The sequence below is a fragment of the Streptomyces sp. WAC05374 genome, from assembly GCF_004353505.1.
Taxonomy (GTDB): Bacteria; Actinomycetota; Actinomycetes; order Streptomycetales; family Streptomycetaceae; genus Streptomyces.
Map to the genome: position 1 here is coordinate 171,599 of NZ_SMNQ01000004.1, position 18,222 is coordinate 189,820.

Annotated in this window: 17 protein-coding genes; 11 read left to right on the plus strand and 6 right to left on the minus strand. The window is 73.8% G+C overall.

Annotated elements, in window-relative coordinates; all coding sequences use genetic code 11:
* Positions 1–19: 19 nt before the first annotated feature.
* Entirely contained in the window at positions 20–1,639 is a 1,620-nt protein-coding gene (locus E2B92_RS11125; protein ID WP_126887375.1) for a DUF6801 domain-containing protein, read from the minus strand.
* Between the two features lie 62 nt (positions 1,640–1,701).
* On the minus strand, positions 1,702–2,295 hold the full coding sequence (locus E2B92_RS11130; RefSeq protein ID WP_126887376.1) for a hypothetical protein: 594 nt from the start codon (positions 2,293–2,295) through the stop codon (positions 1,702–1,704).
* Positions 2,296–2,862: 567 nt separating this feature from the next.
* Here E2B92_RS11130 and E2B92_RS11135 point away from each other — a divergent pair.
* The 4 genes from E2B92_RS11135 to E2B92_RS11150 all read left to right on the plus strand — a co-directional run bounded on the left by E2B92_RS11135 (position 2,863) and on the right by E2B92_RS11150 (position 7,127).
* A complete protein-coding gene (locus E2B92_RS11135; RefSeq protein WP_126887377.1) occupies positions 2,863–4,083 on the plus strand; it encodes a helix-turn-helix domain-containing protein in 1,221 nt (406 codons plus the stop codon).
* 196 nt (positions 4,084–4,279) lie between these two features.
* Complete coding sequence (locus E2B92_RS11140) at positions 4,280–4,540, plus strand: hypothetical protein (protein WP_126887378.1); 261 nt, start codon at positions 4,280–4,282, stop codon at positions 4,538–4,540.
* 42 nt (positions 4,541–4,582) lie between these two features.
* Entirely contained in the window at positions 4,583–5,017 is a 435-nt protein-coding gene (locus E2B92_RS11145) for a GNAT family N-acetyltransferase (protein ID WP_126887379.1), read from the plus strand.
* Between the two features lie 67 nt (positions 5,018–5,084).
* On the plus strand, positions 5,085–7,127 hold the full coding sequence (locus tag E2B92_RS11150; protein ID WP_260604389.1) for an MDR family MFS transporter: 2,043 nt from the start codon (positions 5,085–5,087) through the stop codon (positions 7,125–7,127).
* Positions 7,128–7,169: 42 nt separating this feature from the next.
* Here E2B92_RS11150 and E2B92_RS11155 read toward each other — a convergent pair whose 3' ends face one another.
* Positions 7,170–7,655 carry a YchJ family protein gene (locus tag E2B92_RS11155; RefSeq protein WP_126887380.1) on the minus strand — a complete coding sequence of 162 codons (486 nt, stop codon included), beginning with the start codon at positions 7,653–7,655 and terminating at the stop codon, positions 7,170–7,172.
* 130 nt (positions 7,656–7,785) lie between these two features.
* On the opposite strand from E2B92_RS11155, the gene tgmA reads away from it, so the two are divergent.
* The 3 genes from tgmA to E2B92_RS11170 all read left to right on the plus strand — a co-directional run bounded on the left by tgmA (position 7,786) and on the right by E2B92_RS11170 (position 10,937).
* Positions 7,786–7,980 carry a putative ATP-grasp-modified RiPP gene (gene tgmA, locus E2B92_RS11160; RefSeq protein ID WP_126887381.1) on the plus strand — a complete coding sequence of 65 codons (195 nt, stop codon included), beginning with the start codon at positions 7,786–7,788 and terminating at the stop codon, positions 7,978–7,980.
* Positions 7,981–8,001: 21 nt separating this feature from the next.
* A complete protein-coding gene (tgmB, locus tag E2B92_RS11165) occupies positions 8,002–8,934 on the plus strand; it encodes an ATP-grasp ribosomal peptide maturase (RefSeq protein ID WP_126887382.1) in 933 nt (310 codons plus the stop codon).
* A 236-nt stretch (positions 8,935–9,170) separates the two neighbouring features.
* Positions 9,171–10,937, plus strand: a complete 1,767-nt coding sequence (locus E2B92_RS11170) for a hydroxysqualene dehydroxylase (RefSeq protein WP_126887383.1) — start codon at positions 9,171–9,173, stop codon at positions 10,935–10,937.
* A 7-nt stretch (positions 10,938–10,944) separates the two neighbouring features.
* Here the strand turns inward: E2B92_RS11170 and E2B92_RS11175 are convergent, their stop codons facing one another.
* Positions 10,945–11,832, minus strand: coding sequence for an alpha/beta fold hydrolase (locus tag E2B92_RS11175; RefSeq protein WP_235023785.1), 888 nt, complete (start codon positions 11,830–11,832; stop codon positions 10,945–10,947).
* A gap of 129 nt (positions 11,833–11,961) precedes the next feature.
* On the opposite strand from E2B92_RS11175, the gene E2B92_RS11180 reads away from it, so the two are divergent.
* The gene (locus E2B92_RS11180) at positions 11,962–13,284 is read left to right on the plus strand and encodes a 6-phospho-beta-glucosidase (RefSeq protein WP_126887385.1); all 1,323 of its coding nucleotides are present in this window, start codon (positions 11,962–11,964) and stop codon (positions 13,282–13,284) included.
* 66 nt (positions 13,285–13,350) lie between these two features.
* Positions 13,351–15,261, plus strand: a complete 1,911-nt coding sequence (locus E2B92_RS11185; protein ID WP_126887386.1) for a M64 family metallopeptidase — start codon at positions 13,351–13,353, stop codon at positions 15,259–15,261.
* Here the strand turns inward: E2B92_RS11185 and E2B92_RS11190 are convergent.
* Both E2B92_RS11190 and E2B92_RS11195 read right to left on the minus strand, forming a co-directional pair.
* Positions 15,254–15,499 (minus strand): DUF397 domain-containing protein, encoded by a 246-nt coding sequence (locus E2B92_RS11190; protein ID WP_126887387.1) that lies wholly within the window; start codon positions 15,497–15,499, stop codon positions 15,254–15,256. The genes E2B92_RS11185 and E2B92_RS11190 overlap by 8 nt on opposite strands.
* The gene (locus E2B92_RS11195) at positions 15,500–16,363 is read right to left on the minus strand and encodes a helix-turn-helix domain-containing protein (protein ID WP_126887388.1); all 864 of its coding nucleotides are present in this window, start codon (positions 16,361–16,363) and stop codon (positions 15,500–15,502) included.
* A 214-nt stretch (positions 16,364–16,577) separates the two neighbouring features.
* On the opposite strand from E2B92_RS11195, the gene E2B92_RS11200 reads away from it, so the two are divergent.
* Both E2B92_RS11200 and E2B92_RS11205 read left to right on the plus strand, forming a co-directional pair.
* A complete protein-coding gene (locus tag E2B92_RS11200; RefSeq protein WP_126887389.1) occupies positions 16,578–17,048 on the plus strand; it encodes an ATP-binding protein in 471 nt (156 codons plus the stop codon).
* Positions 17,042–17,473 carry a hypothetical protein gene (locus tag E2B92_RS11205; RefSeq protein WP_126887390.1) on the plus strand — a complete coding sequence of 144 codons (432 nt, stop codon included), beginning with the start codon at positions 17,042–17,044 and terminating at the stop codon, positions 17,471–17,473. Before E2B92_RS11200 ends, E2B92_RS11205 begins: the two co-directional genes overlap by 7 nt.
* Positions 17,474–18,222 lie beyond the last annotated feature (749 nt).

The following is an 18,222-nucleotide window of genomic DNA, read 5'->3' on the forward strand; positions in this document are numbered from 1 at the left end:
ACGACTCCTCGGTTCACGTTCACTTCTGGGGCTTGGGCCTGGGGGGATCGGGACAGAACGTCGCGTCCTGTTCGGTGCACAGCGGCCCCTGCGTCATCCGGGTGAAGTTGTCCCTGCCGGAGACGGACGCGGTGAACAGCGGGTCCAGGTCCTCCTTCGCCCCGCATCCGCGGAACTCGGGGATCTCGGCGGTACCCGTCAGGGGGCCGCCCCGGTCGACGGTGTAGCCGAACGCCTGGTTGGCGAAGTCGTGGTAGCCGCGGCCGGTCAGCACGAGCCGCATGGGGCGGGCCGTGCGGCAGGCGGGACCGACGTCGAGCGGGGTGCCGTTGACCTCGACGTCGTACAGCCGGACCCACAGCCGGGCCGTCGCGGTCGACACCTCCGGCAGCCTGCCCTGCTCCAGGTCGATCGGGTAGGCGTCCGTGGCGATCTCGATCGGTCCGTCCAGGGTCAGTTCGGCGGTCGCGGTCGTCGGCATGAAGCCGAAGGTGAGGAACGTGGCGCGGACCGGGGGGAAGCGCGGCTTGCCGCGGTGGTCGAGCGTGGCGTCGCTGTACAGGGTGGCGAAGGGGCCGTTCGGCGAGGGGCAGCGGATCTGCACCATCTTGTTCATGTTGACCCGCAGCAGCCCCGGGTCCTTCAGGAACATGGCGCCACCGAGCTTGGCGACGTTGGCGTATCCGGCGAGGTACCCATGGCCCTTGACCGGCACGGACGGGACGGGCGGCGGCTCCTCGCAGTCGTCCGACGCGGTGGGCCCGCCCGTCTCCCCGCCTCCGGGGCGCGGCGGTCGCACGGGAGCCGTGCCGGGTCCGGGCGCGGGGGCCGGCGCCCCGGTGGCGGACGGAGGAGCGGACGGCTCGCGGCCCGGCACCGGTACCGGTACCGGTGCCCGGCGTACGGTGACGCGGGCGAACACCGGGTCGGCGCCCGGCTCGGGCGTGCAGGCGAAGGACAGGTTCGGCGGCGTGGTGGGCGTGCCGTCCGCGCGGCGCGGCAGCAGGTCCAGCCCGAGCGCGCCCGCCGAGAAGGTGAGGTCGCCCCCGGGGCCGGCGGTCACCGGCGGTACGGCTCCGCGGGCCTCGACCGTGTACGGCTCCCCGGCGGGCCCCGCCGGCAGGCCGGTGTCCGGGACGGCGAGCTGGGACCAGGGCACCCCGGACGGCTCGCCGCCCGGCCGGGTCACGGTCGTGGTGAGGCTCACCGCGCCGCCCGCCGACGCCGCGCCGTGCTCCGTCAGGGCGGCGACCGCCTCGGGGGGCAGGGTGACCCGTACGGCGACGTCCTCGGCCTGGACGGGGCGCCCGGCCAGGACCTGGCGGGGCACGACCGCCGAGACGCGGACCGTGGCCTTCCCGGCCGCCCGCCCGCCGTCCGGCACCACGTCCGTACCCTCCGGCGCCGGGGTCTCACCCTCCCGTGACGAACCCCCGTCCGTGCCGGCCCGCGCCGGCGTCTCGCCCGCCGGCACCGGACCGCCGCCCTGCCGCGCCGGCGTCTCGCCCGCCCTGACGCACCGGTAGGCCAGCTCGGCGTCCACGGTCTGCTCGCCCTCGTCCAGGGCGACGCCCGTTCCGGGGATCATCCCGGCCACCAGGACGGCGACGCCCACCGCCGCCGCGCGTGTCCTTCTCATGTCGCTGCCCTCCCATCGACCGCGCCCGGCCGGGCGGCCGGGCGCGGTTGGCGTCCCTTCCCTTACGGGCTGGTCACCGTGATGACCGGCGTGACCTTGTACTTGGCGGTGTACCTGGCCTTGTCGCCGTTGTTGAGCAGGCCGGCGCAGTTGCCCGTGACGCCGGAGATGGTGAGGGCGGGCGTGGCATCGGCCTGGACGTCGAGGACACCGGTGCCGTTGGTGTAGCTGCCGGTGTTGGCCGAGCCCGTCACCTTCGCCGTGCAGGAGCCCAGCAGGCTGCTGCCGGTGAGGGTGATGTCGATGCCGGTGATGTTGCCCTTGGAGACGCCTGCGCTGTACGAGGTTCCGTTCAGCGACATGGGGGCGTTGTTCCTCGCCGTCCACCGCGACCCGAGCGGGCCGGTGCACGGGGAGGCGGACGTGCCGAAGGTGGTGCTCTGGATGATCGCGAGGCCGGCGCCGCTCGCGCGGACGCCGTCCGCCGCGGTGCCGGAGGCGGCGTACGTGGTGCAGACGAGCTGTGCACCGGTGTTGACGTTGCTGAGGACGGCCGTCACGCCGGCGACGGGCGCGGCGGTGAACTTGTCGTCGGCGGCGGGGTTGGTGACGGTCCACTGGGCCTGAGGGGCGGCCGAGGCGGTCGTCGCGGTCACTCCGCCGGCGACGGCGAGTAATGCGGCGGCACAAAGCGCGGAGGTTCTGGTAATGCGTCGCACGGGCTGTTCCCTCCTGGGGGGATGGGGCGTACCTGATGACCGCTCTTCCGGGGAACGCGTATGCGGCTCGTACGCGGCGTGGAAAAGCGGTGGCGGCTCACTTCACGGAACGCGGGGCCTATTTCGGACGGCCACCAGGTGGAGCACCTTGCGCGAATGACGCTACGAGTGAGTAACCGGCCGCGCAATACTCGCCCGTGAGTTTTCCCCGGCGCTCTTACCGCCGGGTATTTTCTTGTCTCCGGGGCAACAGATCGCGAGATTTTCTTGTACGGAAGTGAGTAAGCGCGCCCCCGCGGCCCGGCTCCGGCCCGCGCGGGGCCGTGCCGACGGTCGGGCTTCGGCCAGATCCGCGTGCGGCGTCCCCGGCCGTGTCCGAACTGATGCGCGGGAATGGGCTTCTGGTCTATGTTCAGCACCCACGAAGTGCTCAATCCCGTCCCCACGTGGGAGCGCTTCCCCCCACGCGCCCCCGCACCGCCGCCTCCCGAGGGGCCACCCGCCATGCCGAGATCCGCCACCCAGCCGTCGGACGCGGGCGAGCCACTGGGGCCGCTCCCCCAGGAGTTCGCCGCCCTCATCCGGCCCGAACTGCCCAGCCTCATCCAGGAGATAGGCATCGAGGTCACCCGTGCCTACCCCGAGTACGCCCGCCTCCTCAACGGCCCCTACGGGCAGGCGATCCGCCGGGGCGTCGAGCAGAACATCTCCGCCTTCGTCGACCAGGTCGCCTCACCCTCGGCCCCGACCACCCTGCGCGACGAGATGTGCCGGAGGTTCGGCCGGTTCGAGGCGTACGAGGGGCGCAGCCTGGAGACCCTCCAAGGGGCCTACCGCCTCGGTGCCCGGGTCGCGCTGCGCCGCGCCAAGAAGGTCGGCCGGCGCTACCACCTGTCCCCCACCCTGATGCTCAGCTTCGCCGACGCGCTGTTCGCCTACATCGACGAGCTGGAGGCACTCACCCGCGAGGGCTATCTGCAAGTGCGGGCGGAGGCGGTCGAACAGCCCGACGCGTTACGCAGGCGGCTGCTGCACCTGATCCTCGCCGCGCCGCCCGCCCCGCGCACCGCCGTGACCGAACTCGCCGAGCAGACCGGCTGGCCGCTGCCGGACCGGGTCACGCTCGTCGCCCTCCGCTCCCCCGCCGGTGCCCCCCGCGCCAAGGTGGACAACGATGTCCTGCTCGACCCGGCCGACCCCCAGCCGCACCTGCTGTTTCCCGGTGAGGTGGACGACGCCCGAAGACGGATGCTGGAAGCCGCCTTCCCCGCCGCCCGCGCGGCCGTCGGGCTCACCGTGCCCACCGCCTCGGCCGCCGACTCGCTGCGCTGGGCCCGGCGCGTCCTGGAGCTGATCGACACCGGCGTCATCGAGGACGCGCCGCTCACCTTCTGCGCCGACCACCTGCTCACCCTCTGGCTGCTGGCCGACCCCGGGCTCGTCGACCAGCTCGCCGAGCGTCAGCTCGCCCCGCTCGCCGGGCTCACCCCCACCCGGCGGAACCGGCTCGTCGAGACCCTGCGCACCTGGCTGGAGACGCGCGGCACCGCCGCGCAGATGGGCGAGCTGCTCGATGTGCACCCCCAGACGGTGCGCTACCGGATGCGCACCCTGGAGGCGCGCTTCGGCGGGCGGCTGACCGCCCCGCGGACCCGGTTCGCCACGGAGGCGGTGCTGCGGGCGCTGGACCTGCGCGCGGAGGCCGGCCGGCGGGGCGAGCGGTGAGGGGCGGGCGGTAGCGCCCGCCCCTCACCGGTACGCGCACCGTGCTCCCCGTAACGGAAAATCAGCGGCCTTGGGGCAAACGGTTGCAGCACAGATACAAACCTTGGGGGTAAACGTGAACCTGATGCTGTACCCATGGAGGGAGCACAGCAAACGACGGCTGCCACAAGCAGCGCCCAGCAGTGAAGGACTCCACGTGACCGCGTCGCCCCTCGTCCCCGTCCCGATCCCCGACCGGGTGGCCGCCCTCATCGGCTCGTGCATGCCGATCGGCATCCTCCAGGCGGAGGTCGACGCCGAGTGCGCGGCGCGCGAGGTGTATCGGTTCCGCGCCCCGCTGTGCGCGGACGACCAGGCCGACCGCGAGCACGCGCTGGCGGCGCTGGCCCGGGCGAACAAGGTGCTCGGCGCCTACAACCCGGGCCTGATCCTGCGGCCCCGTGCCCAGTGGCGCTGACCCGGACGGCCGTCCCGCGGGGCGTCGTGCGAGGGTGATGCCATGATCAGTGTCGACAGGCTGGAGGCGTCCGACCGGGACGCCTGGGAAGCGCTCTTCCGCGCGTACATCGACTTCTACGAGAGGGTCGAGCCGCCGGAGATGTACGAGCGGTCGTGGCGGGAGTTCCGGGCGGACACCCGGATGCACGCGCTGGGGGCACGGCTGGACGGCCGGCTCGTCGGGATCACCCACTTCTTCGTGCACGCCAACACCTCCGGGCCGGATGTCTGCTACCTCCAGGACCTGTTCACCGCGCCGGACGTGCGCGGCCGGGGTGTCGCCCGGGCGCTGATCGAGGCGGTGACGGCGTGGGCGCGCGAGCGGGACTGCGTACGCGTGTACTGGAACACCCACGAGTCCAACGCGACGGCACGGCGGCTGTACGACCAGGTGGCGGAGAACCGGGGCTTCATCCGGTACCAGATCGAGCTCTGACGCCCCCGGTCACCGGTCCGGACCGTGCCCGCATGCAGGGGCGGTCCGCCGGTGTGAGGGTGCAAGCGTGACGACCACCGGCACCCGGCCCCAGGCGCCGCCCGTGCTGGACGCCCGGCAGCGGAACGTCGTCTTCGTGACGATCATGCTGGGTGTCCTGCTGGCGGCCCTGGACCAGACGATCGTGGGCACGGCCCTGCCGACGATCGTGGCGGACCTGGGCGGCGCGGCGCACATGTCGTGGGTGGTCACCGCGTACCTGCTCGCGGAGACCGTCGCCACCGTGCTGGTCGGCCGGTTCGGTGACCTCTTCGGCCGCAAGGTGGTCTTCCAGGTCTCGGCGGTCGTCTTCATCACCGGGTCCTTCCTGTGCGGTCTCGCGGCCAGCATGCCGCTGCTGATCGTGTGGCGCGGGCTGCAGGGCATCGGCGCGGGCGGGCTGATGGTGACGGCCATGGCGCTGATCGCGGACGTCATCCCGCTGCGGGAACGCGGCAAGTACCAGGGGGCCATCGGCGCGGTCTTCGGTGTCTCCACGGTGATCGGGCCGCTGCTGGGCGGGCTGTTCACCGACCACGCCTCCTGGCGCTGGGCCTTCTACGTCAACGTCCCGATCGCCGTCCTCGTGGTGATCGCCGCCGCCCGCACCCTCCCCTCCGTCCGCTCGCCGAGCCGTCCGGTGATCGACTACCCGGGCATCGCGCTGGTCACGGTGGGGGCGAGCGCGCTGATCCTGGCGACGAGCTGGGGCGGCAACGAGTACGCGTGGGGGTCACCGGTCATCCTGGGGCTGTTCGCGGGCGGCCTGGTGGCGCTCGCGCTGTTCTGCGTGGCCGAGACCCGGGCGGCCGAGCCGATGCTGCCGATGCGGCTGTTCCGCAATCCCGTCTTCGGCGTCTGCTCGGCCCTGAGCTTCATCGTGGGCTTCGCCATGCTCGGCGCGATGATCTTCCTCCCGTCGTACCTCCAGTACGTCGACGGGGACTCGGCGACGCTCTCCGGGGTGCGGACCCTGCCCCTGGTCGTGGGCCTGCTGATCGCCTCGGTCTACAGCGGCAACGTCGTCAGCAGGACCGGCCGGTACCGGATCTTCCCCATCGCCGGCTCGCTGGTGATGGGCGCCGGACTGTTCCTGCTGTCCCTGATGGGCCCCGGGACGGGAACCGCCGTCGAGTCGCTGTACATGCTCGTGCTCGGCACCGGGATCGGGCTGTGCATGCAGGTCCTGACGATCGCGGTGCAGAACACCGTGGAGTACGCCGACCTCGGCACGGCCACGTCGGGCGTGACCTTCTTCCGCACCCTGGGCATGTCCTTCGGCACGGCCGTCTTCGGCACGATCTACGCCAACGCGCTGGGCCCCAACCTGGCCGGCGGCCTGCGTGAGGCGGCCTCGGTCGCCGGGGCGCCTGACGCGGCGGTGCTCGCCCGGGCGGCGCAGAGCCCGGCGGGGGTGCACGCGCTGCCGCCCGCCCAGGCCGCGCCGGTGATCGAGGCGTACGCGGACACGCTGCACACCGTGTTCCTGTGGACGGTGCCGGTGGCGGCCGCCGGTTTCGTGGTGGCGCTGTTCCTCAAGCAGGTTCCGCTGCGCGACACGGCACGGGCGACGGCGCCGGACATGGGCGAGGGCTTCTCCTCGCCGGTCGCGACCGCCGACTCGGCCAAGCTGCTGGAACTGTCGGTGGGCAGGCTGCTGCGCCGGACGGACCTGAACACGGTGCGGCAGGTGGTCGCCGCGTCGGACACCCGGCTCGACCCGGCGGGCGCGTGGGCGGTGATGCAGGTGGAGCTGCTGACCCGGCTGGTGGGGCACGCGAGCCTGGGCCTGATCGCGGCGCGCCGGCGGCTGCCGCCGGAGGTGCTGGTACCGGTGTTCGACCGGATGGTCGAGGAGGGGTACCTGACGCGGGACGGTCACCTGTTCTCGCACACGGAGGCGGGGGCGCGCGAGGCGCGGGTGATCAGCGACGCGTGGGGGCGGTGGCTGGCCGGGCGGGTCGAGCGGGAGAGCGGCCGCCCGAGCGGGCCGGAGCTGCGGGCGGCGGTGGACGCCATCGCGAAACGGCTGCTCGCGGAGGACCTGGCGTCGGCCATGCCCGGCCGGTGACGGTGCCGCCCGCGCCCGGCGGCCGCCCGCGCCGGGCGGCGGTCATGACTGGTCGGTGAAGGTGCCGTCCACGTACACCCAGGCGCCGTCGGTCTTCTCGAAGCGGCTGTGCTCGCTGAGCGCGCCGGGCTCGCCCCGGTGGGTGTAGCGGGCGACGAAGGTGACCGTGCCGGTGGTGTGGAACACCGAGCCGTCGGTGGTGCCGGTGATCTCCAGGCCGGTCCAGCGCATGTCCGGGTCGAAGTCCACGCTCCGGGGGCGGGTGGCCGGTGCCCAGGTGCGCAGCAGGTACGGCTCGTCGTGGACGACGAAGGCGCTGTAGCGGGAACGCATCAGCAGTTCGGGCGTCGGAGCGAGGGCTTCACCGGTGTGAAACCGGCCACAACAGGCCGCGTAGGGGGCCGGCAGTCCGCAGGGGCAGGGGGTCTCGGCGCGGACCTCGGCAGCGGGCCGCGGGCGCCCTGCCGGGCGGGCGTTACGGGAGGTGGGGCGGGGTGTGGCGCGGCGGCCGCCGGTGCGTCGGGACATGGGTCCATTGTGCCGGTCGGCGGCGGCCGTCCCGGGGGGTGTCCGGATTGCAGCGGAGAGTAGTGAGATCCCCGCACATGGGCCGCGTACCGTCACTTGTACCGAAGTTGACGAAGTGATGGAGGGGATCATGCAGCCGTTCGCGTGCACCTACGCGCGTCCGCAGAAGGCTTCGGAGGACGTCACCGCTCTCTACGCGTACGACCCGGCGCTCCAGCTCAACGTCCTGCCGGACGGGCGGCCCGCGATCAGCGACCGTGCGCTGCTCCTGGCGGCCGGCACGACGACGTCCACCGCCGGCTCCCAGACGCACTTCGACGACTGAGCGGCCCGCCGGCGCGCGCTGATGACCGTACTGATCCTGACGAGCCCTCAGGACGTCACGGCCGACATGGTGGTGGCCGAGCTGCACGAGCGGGGGGTGCCGCTGGTGCGTCTCGACCCCGCCGACCTGCCCGGTGGGGCCGACCTGTCGGCCGAGTACGTCCGGGGGGACTTCCACTGCTACCTGTCCACCCAGGGGCGCATGGTCAGCTCCCGGGCGCTGCGCTCCGTGTGGGTGCGCAGGCCCGGTGAGCCGGCGGCGCACGCGCCCGGGGCCTCGGCGTGGCTGACCGCCGAGACCGCCCAGGCGCTGTACGGGATGCTCTACTCCACGACGGCGCGCTGGATGAACCATCCCCGGCAGGCGGCGCAGGCCCGGTTCAAGCCGTGGCAACTGCGGGTGGCGCACCACAGCGGCTTCGCCGTGCCGCCGACGCTCGTGACGACGTTCCCCCGGGTGGCGGAGGAGTTCGCGGCCCGGCACGGGCGGGTGGTGGTCAAGACGCTGTCGGGCCCGCCGCGCGGCGGCCCGCCGGTGGCGCTGCCGACCACGCTGGTGGAGCCGGGCACCGACTTCGGCGGGGTCGCGGCCGGGCCGACGCTGTTCCAGAAGTACGTGGCCAAGCGGGCCGACGTCCGGCTCACCTGTGTCGGCGGGCGGATGTTCGCCGCGCGCAAGGTCGCCGCCGAGGGGCAGGTCGACGGACGGTACGGCGACACGGGGCAGAGCTGGGAGCCGGTCGAGGTGCCGGAGCGGATCGCCCGGCCGGTCCGCGAGTTCATGGACCTGGCCGGCCTCGCGTACGCCGCGTTCGACTTCGCCGAGGACGCCGAGGGGCTGTGGTGGTTCCTGGAGTGCAACCAGGGCGGGCAGTTCGGCTTCGTGGAGCTCGAGACGGGCCAGCCGATCGCCGCGGCGGTCGCCGCCTGGCTGTCGGGGGACCCTCACCTGTAGGGAGTGTCCGCAAAGTATCGGCGTCCGCCCGAAGGGCGGGGGTCGCGGTGTCCGGTGCGTGCGATCGCAAGGCGGAGGAGAGCGGACACGACCTGGGGCCGGGGAACCGGGTGGCGTGATCCGGCCATTGTCCCGGCCTCGGCGCACGGATGGGGCGCACGGTGGTTCCGGGTCCGGCGGGGCGGCCCTATGCTCCTGCGACCGACGCGACCGTTACCGCGGGTAAGGGGTGGGGCATGCACCGTAGGGGTACGACACGACGCACCTTCATGGCGGGCGCCACCGCCGTCACCGGCGCGGTCGGGGTGGGCGCCCTGCCCGCGCCCTCCGCCTCGGCGGCCACGCCGCGCCCGGCCGTCGCGGTGTTCGGCGGCGGGGTGGCCGGGCTGACCGCCGCGCACGAGCTGGCCGAGCGCGGCTTCGGGGTCACCGTCTACGAACGGCGCGCGCTCGGCGGGAAGGCCCGCAGCATGGACGTGCCCGGCAGCGCCAGGGGCGGGCGCAGACCGCTGCCCGCCGAGCACGGCTTCCGTTTCATCCCGGGCATCTACCACAACCTGCCCGACACGATGCGCCGCATCCCCTTCCCCGGCAACGCGCGCGGCGTCTTCGACAATCTGGTCGCGCCGCGCGAGATGATGTTCGCCCGCACGGGCCGCGAGGACCTGCGGATGCCCATCCCGTGGCCCGGCCACCAGCCGGAGCGGCTCACCCTCGACGAGATCCGCCGCGCCCTGACGGCCCTGGTGGAGACGGCCACCGGACTGCCCCTCCACGAGGCCGCGTACTTCGTCAACCGGGCGCTCGTCTTCCTGACGAGCTGCGACGAGCGGCGCGACGAGGTGTGGGAGCGCACGCCCTGGTGGGAGTTCACCCGGGCCGCGCGGATGTCGGAGACGTACCAGCGCATCCTGGCCATCGGCGTCACCCGCAACATCGTCGCCACCAAGGCGGAGGAGGCCAGCACCCGCACGGTCGGCACGCTGGGCGAGGCGTTCGTCTTCAACGCCCTCGGCCGGGGCGCGGACGGCCCGCCGGACCGGATCCTCAACGCGCCCACCAATGAGGCGTGGATCGACCCGTGGGAGGCCCATCTGCGCTCCCTGGGCGTGGAGTTCAGGATCGGGTGGACCCTGCGCGAGGTGCTGTACGGGGGCGGCCGGGTCGCCGGCGCGCTGGTCGAGGAGCCCGGCGGGGCGCGCACCACGGTGACGGCCGACCACTACGTCTGCGCGCTTCCGGTCGAGCACGCCCGGCGCACCTGGGGCGCGGCGCTGCGGGCCGCCGACCCCGCGCTGGCACGGTGCGACCGGCTCCGGACGGACTGGATGACGGGCATCCAGTTCTATCTGACCGAGCGCCCGCCGATGGTCCGCGGCCACGTCAACTGCATCGACTCGCCCTGGTCGCTGACGGCCATCGCCCAGGCCGGGCACTGGCCGCACCACGACTTCGCCGCCGACTTCGGCGACGGCGCCGCCGTGGACTGCCTGTCGGTGGACATCTCGGAGTGGGACAAGCCGGGCGTGCTGTACGGGAGGACGGCCAAGCAGTGCACGCGCGAGCAGGTGGCCCGCGAGGTGTGGGCCCAGCTCAAGGCGGCCCTGAACGACACGGGCCGAACCGTGCTCAAGGACGGAGCCCTGCACTCCTGGTTCCTGGACCCGGGCGTGGACGGTCTGGGCACGCCGCACCCCACCAACGAGGACGAGCTGCTCATCCACCCCGTGGGCACGTTCCACCACCGCCCGCCGGCCGGCACGGCGGTCCCGAACTTCTTCCTGGCGGGCGACTACGTCGCCGTCGACATCGACCTGGCGACGATGGAGGGCGCCAACGCCGCCGCCCGGCAGGCGGTCAACGCCCTGCTGGACCGCACCGGTTCGGACGCGGCCCGGTGCACCGTGAAGCCCCTGTTCCGCGCCCCGGAGATCGAGGCGCTGAAGCGGCACGACCGCACCCGTTACCACCTGGGGCTGCGCAACGCGCTCGATCTGGGCTGACGGAGGCTCAGGACCCGGTGGTGTGCGCCAGGATCGCCCCGGCGAGCGGGGCGAGGACCTGGCGGGGCAGCGCGTGCCCCATCCCGGGAACCTCGGCGAGCGTGGCGCCCCCGCCGGTCACCTGCGCCAGGTGCTGGGGGTGGGGCGGCGGAGCCAGGGGGTCGGCGGGGGCCGCGACGACGAGCACCGGCACCCGGGTCGCCGCGAGGGCCCGGGTCCGGTCCATGCCGGACTGGTCGGCGCGGGCGTGGGCGCCGGAGGAGTCGTACCGCCCCGTGTGAGCGACGACGCGCCGTTCCAGCTCGCGGAAGTACGCGCGGTCGAACGGGACCGCCTCCCCGTTGAGCAGCCGCCAGTGCCGCACCCGGCGGTCGAGTTCGGCCTCGAGTCCGTGGTCCTCGACGGGCCGGGCCCACTCGGCGAGGACCCGCGGGTCGATGCCCGGCAGCTCCTCCACCGGGGTACGGGTCCCGTCGGGGCGGACGAACGGCGCCGTGCTGAGCGCGGTCGTCCCGAACAGGGTCGCGCTGAGCACCCTGCCGGGGTGGTCGCAGAGGACCAGTTGGGCCAGCATGCCGCCGAGGGACATGCCGACGAGGTGGGCGCGGTCGATGCCGAGGCCGTCGAGCACGGCGACCACGTCGTCGGCGAGGTCCGTGAGCCGGTAGGGCTCCTTCTCGTACGACCAGGTCGAGCGGCCCGTGTCGCGGTGGTCGTAGCGGATGACGTGGTGGCGGGCGGCGAGCGCGTCGCACAGCTCCTCGGGCCAGCCGAGGCCGGACGCCTGGGCGCCCATGACCAGGAGCAGGGCGGGCGCGTCCGGCTCGCCCCGGCGCTCGGTCCACAGGCGCACACCGGGGGCGGTCTCCACGTACTGGACGTGTGGCTGGGGCACGGGGTCTCCCTCGGACGCGGATCGACGACAGCCGGACGCCGCCATCTAGACGATACGTATCGTCTCGCACACTCCGGTCGGGGTCAACCCGCCCCGGCCGGGCCCCTCCGGCCCGGTAGCGTGGCCGCCATGAAGCTCACGATTCTGGGCGGCGGCGGGTTCCGGGTGCCGCTGGTGTACCGGGCGCTGCTGGGCGACCACGCCGAGGGCCGGGTCACCGGGGTGACGCTGTACGACGTGGACGCGGACCGGCTCCGGGCGATCGGCGGAGTGCTGGCCGAACAGGCCCGGGGCGTGCCGGACGCTCCGGCCGTGCGGGTGACCACCGACCTCGACGAGGCGCTGCGGGGCGCGGACTTCGTGTTCTCGGCCATCCGCGTCGGGGGCCTGGCCGGGCGGGCGGCCGACGAGCGGGTGGCGCTGGCCGAGGGCGTGCTGGGGCAGGAGACGGTGGGCGCGGGCGGCATCGCGTACGGGCTGCGCACGGTTCCGGTGGCGGTGGCGGTCGCCCGCCGGGTCGCCGAACTCGCCCCCGACGCCTGGGTCATCAACTTCACCAACCCGGCCGGGCTGGTGACGGAGGCCATGTCGCGCGTCCTGGGCGACCGGGTGATCGGCATCTGCGACTCCCCCGTGGGCCTGGGGCGGCGCGTGGCGCGGCTGCTGGGCGCCGACCCGGACGAGGCGTGGTTCGACTACGTGGGGCTCAACCACCTCGGCTGGCTGCGCGGGGTACGGGTGGCGGGGCGCGACGAGCTGCCCCGGCTGCTGGCGGACCCGGAGGCGCTGGGCTCCTTCGAGGAGGGCAGGCTGTTCGGCGCCGACTGGCTGCGCTCGCTGGGCGCGATCCCCAACGAGTACCTGCACTACTACTACTTCAACCGCGAGGCGGTACGCGCCTACCGAGGCGCCGGCCGGACGCGCGGGGCGTACCTCCACGAGCAGCAGGCCGCGTTCTACGGCGCGCCCTCCCTGGAGAGCTGGTACGCCACCCTGGCCGACCGGGAGGCCACCTACATGGCGGCCAACCGGGAGGCGGCCGGGGCCGGGGACCGGGCCGAGGAGGACCTGGAGTCCGGCGGCTACGAGAAGGTGGCCCTGGCGCTGATGCGGGCCATCGCCCGCAACGAGCGCGCCACGCTGATCCTGAACGTCCGCAACCGCACCACCCTGTCGGTGCTGGACGCCGACGCGGTGGTCGAGGTGCCCTGCTTCGTCGACGGCAACGGCGCCCACCCCGCCCCGGTGACGCCGCTGCCGTACCACGCGGTGGGCCTGGTGACGGCGGTCAAGGCGGCGGAGCGCGAGGTGATGGCGGCGGCGGAGAGCGGCTCGCGGGAGGCCGCCGTGCGGGCGTTCGCGCTGCACCCGCTGGTCGACTCCGTCGCGGTGGCGCGGCGGCTCCTGGACGCGTACGTGACGGAGCACCCGGGGCTGGGCTATCTGGCGTAACGGCGTCACCGGTGGCCAACACGGCTGTCTTTACGGCCTGTTGGCCACACCGTACGCTCCGGCCCCATGGTTGCCTCACGCCCCGGACGGGCCGCCGCGCTGATCGGCGCGGCCTCGCTCCTCACCACCGCGCTGGTGGGCGCCGGACCGGCCACCGCCGGCGAACGCGCCCCTGTCACCGAGACCGCCACCGTCGTCCCCGTACAGACCACGGGCCCCGCCGACAAGCGGTTCAACCTGATCCTCATGGGGGACGGCTACACCGCCGAACAGCTCCCCGAGTTCCGGGCGGACGTCGACAAGCACCTCAACGTCCTGTGGAGCATCGAGCCGTTCGCGTCGTACCGCTCCTACGTCAACGTCTGGGCCGTCGAGGTGCCCTCCGCCGAGTCCGGGGTCGACTGCGACCCGGGCCTGGACGCCCCGCGCCGCGACACGCCCCTCGGGATGGGGTTCTGGAACGGCTGCGACGCGGGCAGCGTGCAGCGGCTGCTGACCGTGGACAGCGGCGCCGCGAACGCGCTCGCCGGCCTGGTGCCCGGTGCGACGAGCGCCAACCGGCAGATCGTCGCCCTCGCCAACAGCGACACCTACGGCGGCGCCGGCGGCACCTACGCCACCGCGTCCGGCGGAAACGCCCTCTCCTCGCTGATCACTCCGCACGAGATCGGCCACTCGCTGGGCGGGCTCCAGGACGAGTACGACTACTACGGGCGGGGCGTGCCGGGCGGCACGCACCAGGGCGGCGAGCCGTCGTCGGCGCACCACACGGTCCTCACCGAGGAGCAGATGCGCGACCGGCGGGCCAAGTGGTGGCGCTGGCTGGGCGAGGAGAGCGAGTCCGGCGGCGTCATCGGACGGTACGAGGGCGGCCTGTACAGCACCAAGGGCGTGTGGCGGCCCAGCCGGCATTCGCTCATGAAGACGCTCGGGTACGCCTTCGACCAGGTCGGCCGTGAGGTGATGGTGCGGGCGATCTCCTCGAAGGTGAACCTGGTGCAGGGGCACACGCCCGACGCCGCGCCGATCGGGGCCGACCGGACGGTGTGGGTGGACACCCTGCACCCGCTGGGCGGCGAACTGGACGTCGTGTGGAGGCTGGACGGGCGGCCCGTGCGGTCGGCGGCCGGTGCCCGCACGCTGGACCTGCGGCGGCTGGACGTGCCGCGCGGCAGGCACACGCTGACGGCGACGGTGACGGACCCGACGCCGTTCGTGCGGGACCCGGCGGTGCGCGGCTCGGCGGCCCTGACCCGTACGGTCACCTGGACGGTGGACACGTCGGTGGTGACCGAACCGGTGCCCGTGGCGCCCGGGTTCACCGGGCACACGGCCACCGGCGCGCCCGTGGGGGCCTGGTCGGTGGTGTACGCCGACACCACGCACCCGGTGGACCGGACGCTCGCCGTCCAGTGGCGGCTGGACGGCCGGCCCGTGGCGAACCCGGGCAATGACCGGGACCTGGACCTGTCCGCGCTGCGGCTGCGTCCGGGCACCACGCACACGCTGACCGCCCGGATCGCGGGCGTCACGGGCGCGGACCGGGAGCTGCGCTGGACGGTCGACGGGACGGCGGCCTCGGCCTCGTACACGCTGTCGAAGCCGCTGCGCACGGTGCACCGTCCGGGGCGGCCGGTGGAGTACGTGTACGACGGCCCGTTCACCATGCGGCTGACCGCCCGTGACGACCAGGACGGCTACGTCGTGAGCCAGTTCCGGGTGGACGGCGACGGCTGGTACACGTATTACGGCTGGCCGACGGACGCGGACGCGCCGTTCCGGTTCACCCCGGGCGGCACGGAGATCGACGGCCTGGTGTACGGCAAACTCGGCACCGCGCGCGTGGTGCCGTGGGACGACGCGACCCCCGAGTACGGCACGCACACCGTGGAGTACCGCACGATCGACTCGGCCGGGAACACCGGCCCGGCGAGGACCTTCCTCGTCACGCTGGTGCCCCGGCCCGCGGTCAGGTGAGCAGGAAGTCGGCCTGGCCCGACTTGGCACCCTGGATGAACGCGGCGATCTCCTTGTGGCTGTAGATGAGCGCGGGCCCGTCGGGGTCGGCGGACTGGCGGACGGCGACACGGCCGTCCGCCAGCTTCATCGCCTCGATGCAGTTGCCGCCGTTGCCACCGCTCCACGGCTTGTGCCACCCGTCCGCCCCGAGCTCGGCGGCGGGCATGCCGTTGTATATGCGCTTCGCGCTATCCATTCACAGCTCCTTGCGGAAATCCCTGAGGATTTCCTTCGTACGTTGCGCGGTGGCGGCCTGCGCCGCCATGCGGTCCATGACCTCGAGGTGCGAGGCGACCTCGGGGCGCGCGTCGAGGTAGACCGCGCCGGTCAGGTACTCGCTGTAGACCATGTCCGGGAGTTCGGGCACGGCGAAGCGGAAGAGGACGAACGGCCCGTAGGTGCCCGGGTGGTGGCCGGTGGCGAACTCGGCGACCTGGAGGGTGACGTTGGGCAGCTCGGCGGCCTCCAGCAGCCGGTCGATCTGCGCCCGCATGACGGCCGGACCGCCGCCCACGGGACGGCGCAGCACCGTCTCGTCCATGATCACCCAGAACTTCGGGGCGTCGGGGCGGGTGAGCAGCGACTGCCGTTCCATCCTCAGGGCCACATGGCGTTCGATGTCGTCGTGCCGGACCTGGCCGACGGCGCCGCCGCGCAGGATGGCCCGGGCGTAGTCCTCGGTCTGGAGGAGGCCGGGCACGAACTGCGGTTCGTAGGCCCGGATGACGCTCGCGGCGCCCTCCAGGCTGACGTACATGCTGAACCAGCCCGGCAGGACGTCGTGGAACCGCTGCCACCAGCCGGGCCTGTTGGCGTCCTCGGCCAGCCGGACGAAAGCGTCCGCCTCATCGGCGGGCACCCCGTACGCCTGGAGCAGGAGCTGTACGTAGGGGATCTTCAGCGCGACTTCCGCCGTCTCCATCCTGCGGATGGTGGCCGGGGCCACCCGGAGCACCTTGGCGGCCTCTTCCCGCTTCAGGCCGGCCCGTTCCCGCAGGTCCTGGAGACGCTTGCCGAGTACGACCTGTCCCACGGTGGGGGCGGACCGCGGCTCGCTCACTGATGACCTCCCCACGCGCTTTTTGGATGAGTGTGCCATGCGGCGGGCAGAGAGAACACCACACTCTGCAATTTTCAGAGTGCCACTTGCCAAGTGTCCGCGTCGGGAGGAAAGTATTCCGGTGAACGACTTGGTGAACCAGTTCACGCGGCTGCCGCGCTCCGCCACGGGAGAGGCGACGTACGGCGCCGCTCCCCCACGTTAGGAATCGGTCGTGGCTCCTGGTAATGCGCTCACCCCCCGGCTCATCGCCCCACGACCGCCGATCACCGCCGATGTCCGCCGCTTCTCCTTCGAGCTTCCCGCGCGCGCGGAGTCGGTCGCCAGAGCCAGACACCTCGTCGAGGAACGGCTGGTGCTGTGGGAGGTGGACGGCACGGTGTGCGAGGCGGTGACGCTGGTCGTCTCCGAGCTCGTCACCAACGCCGTGGTGCACACGGCGAGCCGCCGGGTGGTCTGCGAACTGCGGGACTGCGGCGAGCGGTTGCGCGTGGCCGTCCAGGACGAGGGCTCCCCCGCCGCCGGTCCGCGGCTGCGGCGGACAGCCCCCGAGGAGGGCGGCCGGGGCCTGCTGCTCGTCGACGCGGTCAGCAGCGCGTGGGGCGCCCATGACGCGCGCCACGGGGCCGGGCGTGTCGTCTGGGCGGAGCTGGCGCACGCCGGCGGCCTGGCGGAGCCGTGCTGAGGACGATGGCCACGCTGCTGTCGGCGCGTGGCGGGCGGGGGCCTGTCCGGCACGGCGACCCCGACGGCGAGGTACGGCTGGCCCTGCCGCCGTCCCTGCCGGCGACGCTGGGCTGTGACGCGGTGGGGGTACCGGCGCGGTACGGCTTCCGGCTGATGTCGCGGCTGCCCGGTGACGGGTGCGTGTTCGCCGACTCGGACTGGTGGTGGTGGATCGTCCCGGCCGGCTCGGACGCCGATCTGCGCTGGCCGCTGCCGTCCTGCTACGCGGTGGACGCCCGCGTCCCCGACCGGCGGCCCCGGCTGATCCAGCGGCCCGGCACGACGTCGCCGTACACCCCGCCCATCCCGCTGTACCTCATGATCTGCCAGCTCACCGGCGTGGCCCCGGCCTGGACGCTCCCGGGCGTCGGGAGCCGCCTCTGACCCACCTGCCCGCCGTGGCCCGTCCACGGCGGCCGGCTCGCGCGGCCCCGGCTGGGGGGCAGGGCCGCGCGAGCCGCGGGACTTTTCCGGTACGGACGCCCCGCCGGCACGGCCACGGGGCGGCCGCGCCGCTTGTCGGCATAGCACCGACCGGGTGGGGCCGGGTCCGGAGCCCCCGCCCGGCGCGGCCCCGGGCTCACCCACCGCCGCCACACCGCCCTGGGCGCCCCTGCCAGAGCGGCCTCGGGCGCGTACGAGCCACTCCCCCGGCCCGCCCCGGGGGCCTGCCACCCGCCACCGCCGGCCCGGCTCGGGCTCACCACCGGCCCGGCGCACGCCCACCGGCCCACCGGCCGCCCGGTGCCGCGCCACCCTCGGCCGCCCCGCGCCCCCGACCACGCCTCACCGGCCGGGCAAGGCCACCCCGCCCCACCGCCTTTCCCCCGCCCCCCCACAGGGCCCCGTCACGGCCCGGTGCGGCGGCGCGTGGGGCCCTCCCCCTGCCCCGCCCTTGCCCCTCGCGGGGGTGACAAGGGTTTTCCCCGTATCGGCTTCATCCCGGGTTTCCCTACTGTCTGCCGCACCGGAGGTTCTCAGCCACCTGGCTGTCAGGTGCATGTAAGCCCTGAGTTCCGCCGGTGACGGCCCCGCCCCAGGGGCTGTCGCGTCGGCGGCGGCGCAGTGGGCGTACCCGGCCCGGGGACCACGGCGTGCCACCCCCACGGCACGCCCGCGGTCCCCACGCGCCC